This is a genomic window from Hymenobacter qilianensis (assembly GCF_014489555.1).
In the GTDB taxonomy this organism is placed as follows: Bacteria; Bacteroidota; Bacteroidia; order Cytophagales; family Hymenobacteraceae; genus Hymenobacter; species Hymenobacter qilianensis.
On sequence record NZ_CP060784.1, the window covers coordinates 644115 to 657653 of the forward strand.

Below are 13539 nucleotides of genomic sequence, written 5' to 3' on the forward strand. Positions count from 1 at the left end.
TCTAGCTAACCAAGCTATCAGACATACGGTGGGAGAGTTTACCGTTATCAGGTCGCTGGCTCTGATAGGTCTGCTCAAACTCTTCATCCACATGGTAAGTCGACTCTTCATGCTGGCTCAGGTCGAGGCCGAGCTGTTCTTCGGCAGGCTTCACGCGCAAGCCGAAGAGCTTGGCTGTCAGCTTGAGTAGCAGCCAGGAGCCAACGAAGGAATATACTACCACAATCAGCAGGCCCAGCACGTGGTAGCCAAATACAGTGGCGGTACCATGAATCAGGCCCACCTTATCGGCGAATACGCCAGTGAGCAGCATGCCCACAATGCCCCCAGACCGTGGCACGGAAACACATCGAGCGTGTCATCGATGGTGGTGCGGCTGTTTTGCCAGTGCACGGCGGCATGGCTTACCAGCGCCGCTACCACCCCGATCAGGATGCTCTGTCCGTACTGCACATAGCCCGCGGCGGGCGTAATGGCGACGAGGCCCACTACCGCACCTATGCAGGCACCTACGGCCGTCGGCTTGGTACCACGCACCACCTCGATCAGCAGCCAGGCAACGAGCGCAGCAGCAGAAGCGAGATTGGTGTTTACAAAAGCCACTGCGGCCAACTCATTGGCACCAAGCGCTGAGCCCGCGTTGAAACCGAACCAGCCAAACCACAATAAGCCCGTGCCGAGCAGCACGTAAGGCACATTAGGCGTTGAGAAGGACGTGTTGCGCACGTGGCCGGTCCGGCGACCCAGCACCATAGCTCCGGCCAACGCCGCGATGCCAGCCGAGATGTGCACTACCGTTCCGCCTGCAAAGTCCAGCACGCCCCATTGGCGCAAAAACCCCTCAGGGTGCCACGTCCAGTGGGCCAGGGGGCAATAAATGAACAAGCAAAACAGCACCATGAACGCCAGATAGCCTTTAAAGCGCACGCGTTCAGCGAAGGATCCGGTAATCAGGGCCGGAGTGATAATGGCGAACTTGAGCTGGAAGGCGAAAAACAACACAAATGGGATGCCCGGCGACAACACCGGATGCGGCGCCGTACCCACATTATTTAGTAACGCATAGGTCAGAGGATTGCCAATGAAGCCGTGCCAGCTAGTGCCATAAGCCAGCGAGAAGCCCACAAAATACCACAACAGTGAAATCACGCCCAAGGCCACAAAGCTTTGCAGCATGGTGGAAATTACGTTTTTGGGCCGCACCATGCCGCCATAGAAAAAGGACAAGCCGGGCGTCATGATGAGCACAAAGGCGGTAGCCGTGAGCATCCAAGCCACATCAGCTGCTTGCAGACTGCCAGGCGCAGCGCTAGGGTGAGTGGTCGGAACAAAAGCTGCTATTCCGCTCAAGAGCAATAGCCCGAGCATAGCAACCACACTGTAGGTTGAACGAGGGAGAGAAGATGAAGCCATAAAACAACTACAGAACTAGTACACTATCACTTTCAATGGCAATATAAATTCAAATATTATATTTTCCGAAAAACCACCCTAAAATTGAATGCCATTTAGAGGATAAGATGATAAATTTTGATCCATACACCTTAAAATAATAGGCATGAATTCGAAATTCTCCATTTATAAGTAATTAGAAAATAAAGCGGCGTACCCACCCCAATAGGTAGATACGCCGCTGTTACTTCTTAAGAAGTAGCCTGATCCGTTACAACTCCAAAATTGCTCCCCAGACGCCGTTTACCACCTCCGCCATTCGCTGAAAGTCGAGCGTATCAATAGTATCGGTGGGCTGATGGTAGTGGGGATTGCGCAGGAAGGAGGTATCATTGATCATCACTGCCTGATAGTCGTACGCCCAGTAGTTGCGGTGGTCCGAAAGGCCGGCCAGACCTAGGCTGGGGGGCAAATTGATGCGCTGCACATCCAGATCAGTGTGCTTGCGCATAAGGGTTTGCATGCGTTGGGTTAGCTCTTCCTGCCCTGTTTTGCCCACTACTGTGATGAAATTGCCCGTATTGGGATAAAGTTTGGCTAAGCTGTCATCGGGGAAGTGCTGCGAACCCGGCTCATCACTGAAGTAGCCAATCATCTCGTAGCAAATCATGGCGTGCACGCGCACTTTTTGCCGATGAAGCAAGTAAGCGTGAATGGCACTTCCCATGAAGTCGGTAGCGAAATAGGGCGGCTCCTCGTTCGGATAGGCCACCAGATCGAGGCGGCGCTTCAGCACGGGCTGTTGCTCGTGCAGCAAGCGGGCCGTTTCGAGTAGGCCGGCTACCGCGCTGGCATTGTCGTCGGCGCCGGGCTGCTCGCCGCACACATCGTAATGAGCCCCCAGAATAATACGTTCGGCATCGGGAGGCCCAAATGAGGCGATGATGTTGCGATAGTCGCGGCCGTCGGCGCGAAACGGCTGCTCTTCTACCCGAATACCCAGCTTTTCAAACTCAGCTTTGATATAATCGGCCGCTTTGTTCAACGACGCGATATTGAGGTAGTTGCGAGCCGGCTGAATGGACGTCAGGAACTCGACGTCGGCGTAGAGGCGGGTTGGGTTGGCTGGCATAGCGGTGGCTGTATGGCTCATCGTTTTGTACGATTAACTGCCACCATATGAAGGTCAGCCGTAAGCGGTTTTGCCCCGATTGCATACAGACGGCTATGCTGAGCCTAAACCAACAGCATAGCCCTTCTACTCTATTTGTCATCCGGAGGCACAAAGGACCTTCTCACGCAGCAATGACTTATGCTAACGGGAGAAGGTCCTTCGTGCCTCCGGATGACAAAGGTTTTAGGAAACCTAAATGCTTATATGGGCAACATTCGTACGTGAGATGAAGCTCATACTCGCTCTATGACTGGTTTCTAATTGTTGAACCGGCCGGCTACATTATCCATGTACTTCTGGCCGGAGCCAGTATTCAGGAGCAAAATCTGTTCGTTGGGGCTAATGGAGCCTTCTTGAAGCAGCCGACGAGCCGCCATCCATATAGCTCCACCTTCGGGCGCTACAAATAAGCCTTCGTGGCGGCTTAGCTCACGCATACCTTCTATCATCTCTTCATCAGAGATACTGACTACCGTACCACCTGACTCTTGCAGCACACGCAGCATAAGCTGCTCACCCAGAGGGCGCGGCACGGCAAGGCCGTTGGCAATGGTGGGCTTTCCATTATAGCTATGGGAGTTGGCCTGCCGACCCAAGTACGTTTCCAGCAGCGGGCAGCAGTTTTCGGCCTGCACGGCTATCATGCGTGGCAATTTGACCCCCAGCGGCAACCAACCGATGGCTTGCATTTCGCGTAGTGCTTTCCATATGCCGATGAGGCCAGTGCCGCCGCCAGCAGGATACAGAATCACGTCGGGCAGCTGCCAGTTAAGCTGCTCAGCAATTTCGTAGCCCATGGTTTTCTTGCCTTCTAAGCGGTAGGGCTCCTTGAGGGTGGACACGTCCAGCAGCTCGCCGTTGGCGTTTTTCTCGCGTACCCAGGCGGCGCAGTCGTTGATAAGGCCATCGATTAGCTGTACTTCGGCGCCGTACCAATAACACTCTTCTTTAAAAGCGTTTGGGGTGTGGCGGGGCATAGCGACTACGGCTTTTAATCCAGCCTTGGCGCAATAGGCAGCCATGGCTACGCCAGCATTACCAGCAGTTGGGATGATGCAGCCGCTCACACCAAGTTCTAAGGCTTTGGAAATGGCCATGCTCAGGCCGCGCGCTTTGAAGGAGCCAGTGGGGTTTTGCCCTTCATCCTTGAGCACCAATGACCGCAGCCCGTACCGATTGGCTAGGCTAGACAGGTTGAGCATGAGCGTAAAACCTTCACCCAGCGTTACTTTATTGGCCTCATCGAGCAGCGGCAGTAGAGCTTGGTAGCGCCACATGCTACCGTCTATCTGGTTGATGCTGCTTTTGGGGATTGGCTGGTGCAGATCGTAGGTGGCGACCAAGGGCATGGCGCAGCACGTCGATACTTTCTGGAGCTTAAAAGCGGAGTGCTGCAGGCCGCAGGCCGAGCATTCCAGCGCTTGGAGGTGGGTGGTGGATTCAGTGCTAACTGACATGGTGGGGTGGGTGAAATACCCCGGCAAGTATGCCAGTTGCCATGCGATAACAAAATACAGTTTAGGAATAGCCTATTCCGTTTTGGAATAATAGCGTTTTGTGAACTGAACGAAGTTTTTGTAAGGTAGATTATTTTCGGTGCCCTTGCGCTGAATGAAATTGAAGTGGCGTACCATAGGCAAATCCGGGATTTGAACCTGCACTAGTTCTCCCGAGATCAACTCCTTTCCAACTGCCTGCCGGGGTAAAAAAGCTAGGCAGGTATCCACTCGTACAAAGTTCTTAAGTGCTTCTGTACCACCCAACCGCACTTTCACTGGTAGCTCGCTTAGCTTCACATGCTTTTGTGCCAGCGCTTCCTCCAGCACCGCCAGCGTACCCGAACCCGACTCGCGCAAAGCCAATGGAATGCTGTACAAATCCTGGGCGCTCAGCTGCTGTTGCTTCAGCGGGTTCTTAGCCGAGCACACTGCAATTACCTCATCGGTGAGAAAGGGAGTGTAAGTGACGTTGCTGACTTTATTAATTCCCTCAATAACGCCCAAATCGATTTCGTGCTCCAGCAGCGCCTTCAGAATATTCTCGCTGTTGCGGTTTTTGAGCGTGAGCTGGGTATTTGGGTTCTGCTCTAGATATGCTGAGAGAACGGGGGGCAAAACGTAAAGCGAAATGGTGGTGCTGGCCCCAATCATCATCTGAATGCGGGGCGAAAAGTCCTCGCTGATTTTTACAAACTCCTGGTGCAGCTCATGTTGCAGTTGCTTGGCTACGAGCAGCTTTTTATACAGCAATTTACCCCCGGCGTCAGTACCACGCTATTGCCGAGGCGCTCGAAGAGGCCGGTTTTGTAGTATTCTTCCAGCGCCTTTATCTGCTTGCTGATGGCCGACTGGCTGATGAACAAGGTCTGGCTGGCTTTGGTGAAGCTCAGCAGTCGGGCCACTTCCAGAAAGATTTCGTGCTTGTGGGAAAGCATAAGAGTATAACGAGTATCTAGGGGCAAATTTTGGTGTTTGTTCGCCGTAGAGAGGCAGGATTTTGCGTCTTGTAGTTGCTAATGCTATGCCGGTGCCACGATTCTAACCGTTCAACGACGAGACGCAAAATCTTGCCTCTCTACTGCCCATTACGATTTACTGCATCAGCTTAAACTCTTGGTGCAACAGCTTTTCCGTGAGCGCGCGGCGGCCTTTGATGAATGTTTCCATCGCTGGACCGTTGTTTTTGGGCTCCACATTTAAAGCAAAAAAGTACGGCTTGCCGTTTTGTTCCAGCCAACCCACAAACCAGCCGTTGTTGTAGTCTTTGGTGGAAGTCCAGCCGGTTTTGCCGCGCAATGTCCAACCTTTGCCCCGGCTCAGCACCAGCAGTGCCTTCACCGTTTCCTGATGCTGCCGTGCCACTGGTAACTGGTTGCGCTCCAAGCGTTGTAGAAAATCGATTTCCTCAAACTGCGTGATGCGCGAGGGGCCTTCCAGCCAGAACATGTCCACCGTGGCCGGTGTCACTACCATGCGCCCGTACTGCAGCTTCGGCAGCCATTGGTTGTAGCGCTCCGCCCGATGCGGCGGGCCAGCTGCTGATAGCACGGCACGCACGACACACGCAGGGCCGTGGCCAAGGTCATATCTTGGTTCCAGGCTGCTGAAATGGTTCTGGTCACGCCATCCCAGCGGAATATTTCGCTGGTATCGCGCACGGCGCCGGTTTCCAGACCGATAAGCGTGTTGGGAATTTTAAAGGTAGAAGCGGGCAGAAAGCCTTGGCGGCAGCGCTTCAGGTTGTAGGCCGTGTATTGCTTGGCCTCGGCATCGAGCAGCAGAAATGAGCCTTGCAATCCGTATTCATCGAAATACTTCTGAAAGTTGCGCTCCGTGATGCGCTGGGCCGACGCGACGAAAGAACTTAAAACTAGAAGCAGCGAGAGAAGCGGCAGACGCATGAGGAGCAAGGGAAGTATGGAGCAGGCAAGTTTAATGTTTCGCCCGCAATAGAGCCTAGTTACAAGGCATTTCAGGATTTCAATTCGCCTCTCACATTCCCCTCTCCCCCTCTGTCATCCTGAGGCACGAAGGACCTTCTCACTTATGAACGACAAGTGCAACAACGGCTCGTGCTGCGGGGAGAAGGTCCTTCGTGCCTCAGGATGACAAGCGAGAAGAAAGACAGGCTCATGTAGCTAACACTATTGATATCAGTTAATATCAGTCCCTAAATCTCGTTCTAAGAATCGCGTTTTCTCTATACCTTCCCGGGTCCTTTCAAGCGCCTCCCTAGCCATGTTGTCCCTAACCATTTCTCGCCTGCCGCTGCTGGTGCTGCTGGCTTTGCTGTGTGCTTGTTCTAAGCCGGCTGCGGACAACGATACAGCTGACGGTGAAGAAATTAGCCCCTACCAAAACCTAGTGTTTCAGCTGGATGCGGCGGTGGCGGCGGAAGACCAGCTCAACCGTTGGGACACGACTCAGTATGTGCGCTTCGAGCCGGCCGTGCGGGGCAAGTTCAAGTGGACCGGCGAGCGGGAACTAACGTTTTCGCCCCTGGAGCCGTTTCGGCCGACTACGGCGTTTACGGCCACGCTGCAACCGCAGTATTTACCCCCAGTCAGCAAAAAAGCCCCCAGCCCTCGACAGGACGCGGTTTCATACGCCCTACCTGCAACTGCGGGAGGCGCAAGCGTATTGGGGCCAAAGTCGGCGGGCTGCGGGCACGGCGGAAGTGCGTACGACGCTCCGCTTCAACTACTTGGTGCGGCCCAGCGAAGTTCAGAGCTTACTGAAAGTGAGCCAGGATGGGCAGCAGGTGGCCTTTGACATCGCTGCCACCGAGCCCGACAGCACCGTGAGTGTGACCCTGACGCAGAGCCTGCGACCGGGCAACCCGCTCCAGCTGGAAGTAGCGCCGGGCTTGCGGGCCGTGGGCAGCGACCAACCCACCCAAAAACCGCTGATAGCGCAGGCCGCCGTGCCTAGCCAAGAGACACTGCTGGTGCACGAAGCGACGGGCGCGCTGGTGGAGGGCGAGCCGGTGATTACGGTGCTGACCAGTCAGCCGGTGGTGGCGAGCGAGGTGGAGCGCCTGCTGACGGTGCAGCCAGCGGCGACCTACTCGGTGGAGGCGCTGGAAAGTGGGTTTAAGCTGAAAGGCAACTTTGACGTGGATAAAACCTACCACCTGGGGCTTGGTACCGGTATTCGGGGTCTCTGGGCGGACAGTTGGAGGAGGCGTTTTCGCAGTCGGTTTCGTTTGTGGATGAGCGGCCCAGTCTGGCGTTTGCCCACGGCGACAAGGCTATGTACCTCAATGCCTTGGGGGCGCGCAATCTGGGGTTGCGGGTGTCGGAGGTGGAGAAAGTGAAGGTGAGTATTGCCAAGGTTTACGCCAACAATATCCAGCAGCTTTTGCGCAGCGGCAGGCAGTACGGCTACGGCGGCGGGGAAGAAGATTACAGCGAGGGCGGCGAAGGTGAGGAAGGCGAGTACTTAGACCGCTCCTACCGCTATTACGACACCGAAACGCTCGGCAATGTGCTTACTGAGCGCACTTATACAGTGGCTGGTTTGCCTAAGGAGGGTGGTTTGCGACTGTTGAACCTGAGCCTCAAAGACCTAGAGTTTTCGGGGCCGCTGAAGGGGCTGTACGTGGTGCGGGTGCAGGATACCGAGCGGCAATGGCTACAAGTGAGCAAGCTGGTGGCCGTGTCGGATATTGGGCTGATTGTGAAGCAGGGTTTGAAGGGGCGCACGCTGGTTTTCGCCAATTCCATCCGGTCGGCGGGGCCGCTGGGGGGCGTTTCGGTGCGCTTTGTGAGCAGCAATAATCAGGTAATTACCTCCAGCACGACCAACGGCGACGGCGTGGCAGTGTTTGACAGCACGGCGGCTACGTCGCGGTTTCGATTGAGCTTGATTACGGCCCAGAAAGACGCCGATTTTACCTTTCTGAACTTGCCCCAAAGTCGGGTTGAGACTTCACGCTTTGACGTGGGCGGCCTGCAAAGCAACGCCGCCCGCTACCAGGCCTTCCTCTATGGCGACCGGGACCTTTACCGTCCCGGCGACACGGTGCGCACCAACACCATTGTGCGCACCGAAGCCTGGCAGGCACCGCCCGCGAATCTGCCGGTGAAGCTGCGCCTGCTGCTGCCCACGGGCAAGGAGTACGCGAGCTTGCGCCAGAAGCTGTCGGCCGATGGGGCGTTTGAGTCGCGCTTCATTTTGCCCCCGCCATCATGACGGGCCTGTACACGCTGGAAGTGCTCACCGGCAACGACGTACTGCTCACCTCCCGCCAGATCAGCGTGGAGGAGTTTATTCCCGACCGCCTGAAAGTAACCGTGCAGGCCACGCCCGCCGTGGCCAAGCCCGGCCAGTCGGTGGAGGCCCAGATTACGGCGCTCAACTTGTTCGGCCCGCCGGCCGCTGATCGTAAGTTCGAGGTGGAGTTTTCGCTGAAACAAAAAGTTTATTCAAGCGGCAGATTTCCTGATTTTTCCTTTGCTGTTAATTCAGGCAAGAACACGCAGCGTAACGCTTCGAGTGAAGATGATTCGAGTCTATCAGATCGGTTTGAAAAAACTGTACGCGAGGGCACAACTGATAGTAACGGTAAAGGAATCGCTACTTACAATGTATCTGATTACACCGATTTAGGTAATCTGGAAGGTACCGCTTTTGCTACCGTATTTGATGAGAGTGGCCGACCGGTTAATCGCTTAGCCACCTTTGAGGTAAGAACCCAAGCAGTCTTATTTGGTATTAAGAAGCTGCCGGAACTGGTGAGTACACGCCAACCCGTTGCTATACATGTGTTGTCTGTTAAAGCGCAGGATGTACTTGAGCTTGCTCCGGCACAAGCAGAGGTCAAGATTGTCCGGCTGCTTTGGGAAACAGTTATAGAAAGGCAGGGAGGCCGCTATACATATGTTTCTCAGAAAAAAGAGCAGCTAATGTCTAGCTCAATCAAGCAAATAACCAATTCGGCTACAGGTCGTGGCGAAGCCGGTACACGCTTAGACTTCACGCCAGTTTATTCTGGTGAATACGAAGTACGCGTGTCACGTCCTGGTGCAGTTACTTACGTGTCTCAACGCTTTTACGCTTACGGTTTCGGCGACACCCAAAGCAATTCCTTCGAGGTAAACAACGAGGGCGAAGTCACGATTGAGGCCGATAAAGCCAAGTACCAGCCCGGCGAAACGGCCAGCCTACTGCTCAAAACGCCCTTCCCCGGCCGCGTGCTCGTGACCGTGGAGCGCGACAAGGTGCTGAACCATTTCTACGTCAACACCGACCAGAAATCGGCCCGCGTGCGCATTCCGATTAGCGCCGGCCACGTGCCCAACGTGTACGTGACGGCCACTGCCATTCGGGCCATCACCGATAATCGGTTGCCGCTCACGGTGGCGCGGGGCTTCGTGCCGCTGTCCGTCGAAAAGCCCGGCACCAAGCTCGCCGTGGCCATAAAAGCCCCACAGCAGAGTCGTTCGCAAACCTTCCAAACCATTGAGGTGACCACCGCGCCCCGCGCCGCCGTGACCCTGGCCGTAGTGGATGAGGGCATTTTGCAGATGAAAGACTATCGCACGCCCGACCCCTACGGCCACTTCTACCAGAAGCGCGCCCTGGAAGTGCAGGCCTACGACGTGTACCCCTTCCTGCTGCCCGAGCTGGGGGGCAATTCCAGCACAGGCGGCGACGGCTACGACCTCGGCCGCCGCACCACGCCCGTGCCCTCGCGCCGGGTGCAGCTGGTAGCCAAATGGAGCGGCATTCTCCGCGCCGACGCCCAGGGCAAAGTGCGCTACCGGGTGCGCGTGCCGCAATTCTCGGGCGCCCTGCGCGTGATGGCCGTGGCCTACAAAGGCGAAGCGTTCGGGGCCGCCGAGCACACCATGCGCGTCGCCGACCCGGTGGTCATCAGCACCAGCCTCCCCCGTTTCTTAAGCCCCGGCGACACGATTGACGTGCCGGTGACGCTGACGAATACGACGGAGAAAACTATAACTGGACAAATGCTAATTCGCTGTGAAGGTCCAATAGCGGTTACAAAAAGCACAGGGATTGAAAAAGGTGTTGGTCCCGGCAATGTTTTCTATACTGATGCAATCATTACCCTTCCGGTTAATAGTGAAAGAAGAGTTGTCTTTCGTCTTATAGCGAAACCAGAAATTGGGAATAGTAAAGTAGGAGTAGCATTTGAAGTGCAATCGGAGAAGCTTCCACCCGGGTATCATCACAAAATATACAGTGAGTATACAGAACTCCTCATTCGCTCCGCGTCGCCGCTGCAGAAGCGCACGGGTTCCGGGGTAGTGGCTGGGGGGCAAATTCAGAATCTGAACCTGAAAACCGACTTCCTGACGGCTTCCATGCGGAGCCAGTTGGTGGTCAGTCGCTCGCCGATGACGGAGTTTGCCAAGGACCTGCGCTACCTGCTGCAATACCCCTACGGCTGCCTGGAGCAAATCGTGTCGGCGGCGTTTCCGCAGCTCTACTACGGCGATTTGGCCGCTACTTTAAGCCAGCAAAAAGGTCAGCAAGCCAAAGCCGCGGGCTACAATCCGAACTACCACGTGCAGGAAGCCATCCGCAAGGTGGAGGCCCAGCAGCTCTACAACGGCTCGCTCAGCTACTGGCCCGGCGGCGACTACGACAACTGGTGGGCCACCGCCTACGCCGCTCATTTCCTGCTCGAAGCCCAGCAAGCCGGCTTCCAGGTAAATAAAGCCGTACTCGACAAAACCCTCGCCTACCTGCAATTCCGCCTCCGCAAGCGCGAAACCGAGCCCTACAACTACCTCGACGCCAAAAACGCGATTCACCTCAAAACCATCGCCAAAAAGGAAATCACCTACTCGCTCTACGTGCTGGCCCTGGCCGGCCGCCAAGATGCCGTAGCCCTGAATTACTACAAAGCCAACCGCCAGCTCCTCTCCCAAGATTCGCGCGTGCTCCTAGCCGCCACCTACGCCCTAAACGGCGACCAGCGCAGCTTCCAGGCCGTGCTGCCCACCCGCCTCGGCACTGAAACCGCCGCCCGCCGCTACTTCGACGGCAGCTTCTCCTCCCCTCTCCGCGACCAGGCCCTCACCCTCAACGCCCTGCTCGCCGCCGACCCCAACAACCCCCAAATTGCCCCCCAGGCTCGCCAGCTCAGCCGCCAGATGAAACAAGCCGGCTGGCTCAGCACCCAAGAACGAGCTTTTGGTTTGTTGGCTTTAGGCAAAATAGCTCGCCAAAACGCCCGCAGTACCGCCACGGCTACGTTGCTAGCCGAAGGCAAAAAGCTCGGCGAATTCTTAGCCAAAGACCTCACCGTAAACAACGTAGCCAACCGCGCGCTCAGCCTGCGCACCAGCGGCACCGGCAGCCTCTATTACTTCTGGGAAACGGAAGGCATCAGTCCTGGGGGGCAAATTCAGGAGGAGGACGCCTACCTGCGCGTGCGCCGCCAGTACCTGAACCGCGCCGGCCAACCCATTGGCAACACCTTCCGCCAAAATGATCTGGTAATCGTCAAGATAACCCTGCAAGCACCCGAAGCCGCCGGCGACATCCCCAACGTAGCCATCACCGACCTGCTGCCCGCCGGCCTGGAAATCGAGAACCCGCGCATTGGCGCCATCCGCGACATCACCTGGGCCACCGACGCCGCCCAACCCGACTACCTCGACCTCCGCGACGACCGCATCAACCTCTTCACCACCGCCACCGACAAGCCCAAGTCCTTCTACTACGTAGCCCGCGCTGTCTCCAAAGGCACGTTCCGCCTAGGCCCCGTAAGCGCCGACGCGATGTACAATGCGGAGTATCACAGCTACCACGGCGCCGGTGTGGTAAAGGTGCGGTAATTGCGTGTAGAGACACATATTTGTGTCTCCCGATTGAACGAGCGGCACCACACAATTTATAAACAACATCAGCAATCAGGAGACACAAATATGTGTCTCTACACCTCATGGAGCCGGGCTTATTTAAAGATAAATACCGGGTGCAGTCAGCCCGTTGGGCAGGATATGATTATGGGCAAAACGGGGCTTACTTCTTTACGATTTGCACGCACAATCGGGCCCGATCTTTTGGGGACATTGTAGTGCCAGACAATAAGTGGGACTAAGCTTATTTGCGGTTCACTGATCTCGCTAATGTTGTTTTGAATTGTTGGCAGGCTATTCCGCTACGCTTTGCTTTTGCTCAGCTCGACGCGTTCATCCTTATGCCTGATCACATACATGGGATATTGATCTTTGATAAGCTCTCCGAAGCTACTTCTGGTTTATCGTATCAGAACAAGTTTGGCCCACAACGAGAGAACTTGGCAGCCGTATTGCGCGGCTTCAAAGCAGGCGTGAGTTCATGGGCTCGAAGTAAGAATCTTGACTTTAAGTGGCAAGCTGGGTTTCACGATCGAGTAATTCGCAATGAAAACGAGCTCGAAAAGATTCGTCATTACATTGCCACTAATCCTAGTCGCTGGGAGCAAGAGCAATTGAAGGAAGAAAACTCTATATAGATAAAAGATTCTGACTTCTGTAGTCTACACACTTGCCTCTCTCAAGCTCCTTCGAAGCCTTTCCAACCCTCAAAACATATACACCATCACCCAGGCACAGCCGGCGACTTTCTAAGCGCCGGCTGTGTTGTTACATATAACCTTATGTTATACACCGCTTATGAAACCGCATCCTTCCTTTCCGCGCTACGCGCTGCTAGCGCTCTTCATACTTACCATTTTCCTGTCCTCCACTCCTTCGCGCGCTGATATCGTCACGCTCACGGCGGCCGACAACGGCAAGCAAGTGCAACTCACTGTCGGCGACCAGTTGATAGTGCGCTTGCCCACGGTTTCACCGCGCTTCGGGTGGCGGCTGGTCCAGAATTATCCCGGCCAATTATCCGTTACGACTACACACAATCTGCCTGGGGTGAGTAGCGGCGTGCCGGGAGCACCTGCTACTTTTGAGATTCACTTTCAAGCCGTTGGGGCGGGTGGCCTCGATTTGGCTTTGGTGTCGGCGCTGCCCGGCACTGGATATTCGCCGCTGGGAGGCTTTTTTCACGCTTATGTCACCATCGACCAGCCGGGAGTGGCCAAAAACGTGAACATCAGCGAATATGGTAACCACAGCCGGGTGAAAGTGAACAAAGGCGACCAGCTCCAGATCAGGCTAGATAACACCGCCGGCGCCCAATACAAGTGGGAAGTAATGCCCATCGCCGACAACGTCATTCAGCTTGTAACAGCCCAGCCCGAACAGCCGCAGAAGAAATCAAGAAAGCGCAAAGCCGATAATCCGGAAGACATAACGTTTCAGTTTCAAGCGCTGAACCCTGGCAAAACCACGCTGCGTTTTTTGTACCGCAACGCCACCGACAACCAAGCCCCGCCCAAGCGCGATTTTGAACTAGAGGTAGAAGTGCCCGAGCCACCTCGATAAGTGCGCATTCTGAATTCAGCACCTCATTCGCCAAAAGCAAAAAAAGGAAGCCTGCTCCGTGGAGCAGGCTTCCTTT

The 13539-nt window shown here is 55.4% G+C and carries 10 protein-coding genes and 2 pseudogenes; 6 read left to right on the forward strand and 6 right to left on the reverse strand.

Translation table 11 applies throughout. The features are described 5' to 3' along the window. Window position 1: 1 nt before the first annotated feature. The 6 genes and pseudogenes from H9L05_RS02955 to blaOXA form a co-directional block, all read right to left on the reverse strand. Window positions 2-1413, reverse strand: a pseudogene (locus H9L05_RS02955) (ammonium transporter). 250 nt (window positions 1414-1663) lie between these two features. Then, window positions 1664-2524, reverse strand: a complete 861-nt coding sequence (locus H9L05_RS02960) for a M28 family peptidase (RefSeq protein ID WP_187732965.1) — start codon at window positions 2522-2524, stop codon at window positions 1664-1666. 299 nt (window positions 2525-2823) lie between these two features. Then, a complete protein-coding gene (locus tag H9L05_RS02965) occupies window positions 2824-4023 on the reverse strand; it encodes a threonine synthase (protein WP_187732966.1) in 1200 nt (399 codons plus the stop codon). Window positions 4024-4095: 72 nt separating this feature from the next. Next, window positions 4096-4815, reverse strand: a complete 720-nt coding sequence (locus H9L05_RS02970) for a LysR substrate-binding domain-containing protein (RefSeq protein ID WP_223284696.1) — start codon at window positions 4813-4815, stop codon at window positions 4096-4098. Next, entirely contained in the window at window positions 4791-5000 is a 210-nt protein-coding gene (locus H9L05_RS23010; protein ID WP_223284697.1) for a LysR family transcriptional regulator, read from the reverse strand. Before H9L05_RS23010 ends, H9L05_RS02970 begins: the two co-directional genes overlap by 25 nt. A gap of 157 nt (window positions 5001-5157) precedes the next feature. Further along, window positions 5158-5966: pseudogene (gene blaOXA / locus H9L05_RS26685) on the reverse strand (class D beta-lactamase). Window positions 5967-6303: 337 nt separating this feature from the next. On the opposite strand from blaOXA, the gene H9L05_RS02985 reads away from it, so the two are divergent. The 6 genes from H9L05_RS02985 to H9L05_RS03010 all read left to right on the forward strand — a co-directional run bounded on the left by H9L05_RS02985 (window position 6304) and on the right by H9L05_RS03010 (window position 13463). Further along, window positions 6304-6837, forward strand: a complete 534-nt coding sequence (locus H9L05_RS02985) for a hypothetical protein (protein WP_187732969.1) — start codon at window positions 6304-6306, stop codon at window positions 6835-6837. Continuing rightward, complete coding sequence (locus tag H9L05_RS02990; protein ID WP_187732970.1) at window positions 6743-7381, forward strand: hypothetical protein; 639 nt, start codon at window positions 6743-6745, stop codon at window positions 7379-7381. The genes H9L05_RS02985 and H9L05_RS02990 overlap by 95 nt, the downstream gene beginning before the upstream one ends. Beyond that, a complete protein-coding gene (locus H9L05_RS02995; RefSeq protein WP_187732971.1) occupies window positions 7273-8259 on the forward strand; it encodes an MG2 domain-containing protein in 987 nt (328 codons plus the stop codon). The genes H9L05_RS02990 and H9L05_RS02995 overlap by 109 nt, the downstream gene beginning before the upstream one ends. Further along, window positions 8256-11876 (forward strand): alpha-2-macroglobulin family protein, encoded by a 3621-nt coding sequence (locus tag H9L05_RS03000; protein WP_187732972.1) that lies wholly within the window; start codon window positions 8256-8258, stop codon window positions 11874-11876. The genes H9L05_RS02995 and H9L05_RS03000 overlap by 4 nt, the downstream gene beginning before the upstream one ends. Window positions 11877-12241: 365 nt before the next feature. After that, window positions 12242-12538 carry a hypothetical protein gene (locus H9L05_RS03005; protein ID WP_187732973.1) on the forward strand — a complete coding sequence of 99 codons (297 nt, stop codon included), beginning with the start codon at window positions 12242-12244 and terminating at the stop codon, window positions 12536-12538. Between the two features lie 160 nt (window positions 12539-12698). Continuing rightward, window positions 12699-13463 (forward strand): protease inhibitor I42 family protein, encoded by a 765-nt coding sequence (locus H9L05_RS03010; protein ID WP_187732974.1) that lies wholly within the window; start codon window positions 12699-12701, stop codon window positions 13461-13463. The last annotated feature ends 76 nt before the right edge of the window (window positions 13464-13539 follow it).

Bases quoted from the DNA above. Each gene is read 5' to 3' on its own strand.
- H9L05_RS02985 (WP_187732969.1), top strand. From the start codon at position 6,304: ATGTTGTCCCTAACCATTTCTCGCCTGCCGCTGCTGGTGCTGCTGGCT.
- H9L05_RS03000 (WP_187732972.1), top strand. From the start codon at position 8,256: ATGACGGGCCTGTACACGCTGGAAGTGCTCACCGGCAACGACGTACTG.
- H9L05_RS02960 (WP_187732965.1), bottom strand. From the start codon at position 2,524: ATGCCAGCCAACCCAACCCGCCTCTACGCCGACGTCGAGTTCCTGACG.
- H9L05_RS23010 (WP_223284697.1), bottom strand. From the start codon at position 5,000: ATGCTTTCCCACAAGCACGAAATCTTTCTGGAAGTGGCCCGACTGCTG.
- H9L05_RS02965 (WP_187732966.1), bottom strand. From the start codon at position 4,023: ATGTCAGTTAGCACTGAATCCACCACCCACCTCCAAGCGCTGGAATGC.
- H9L05_RS03005 (WP_187732973.1), top strand. From the start codon at position 12,242: ATGCCTGATCACATACATGGGATATTGATCTTTGATAAGCTCTCCGAA.
- H9L05_RS03010 (WP_187732974.1), top strand. From the start codon at position 12,699: ATGAAACCGCATCCTTCCTTTCCGCGCTACGCGCTGCTAGCGCTCTTC.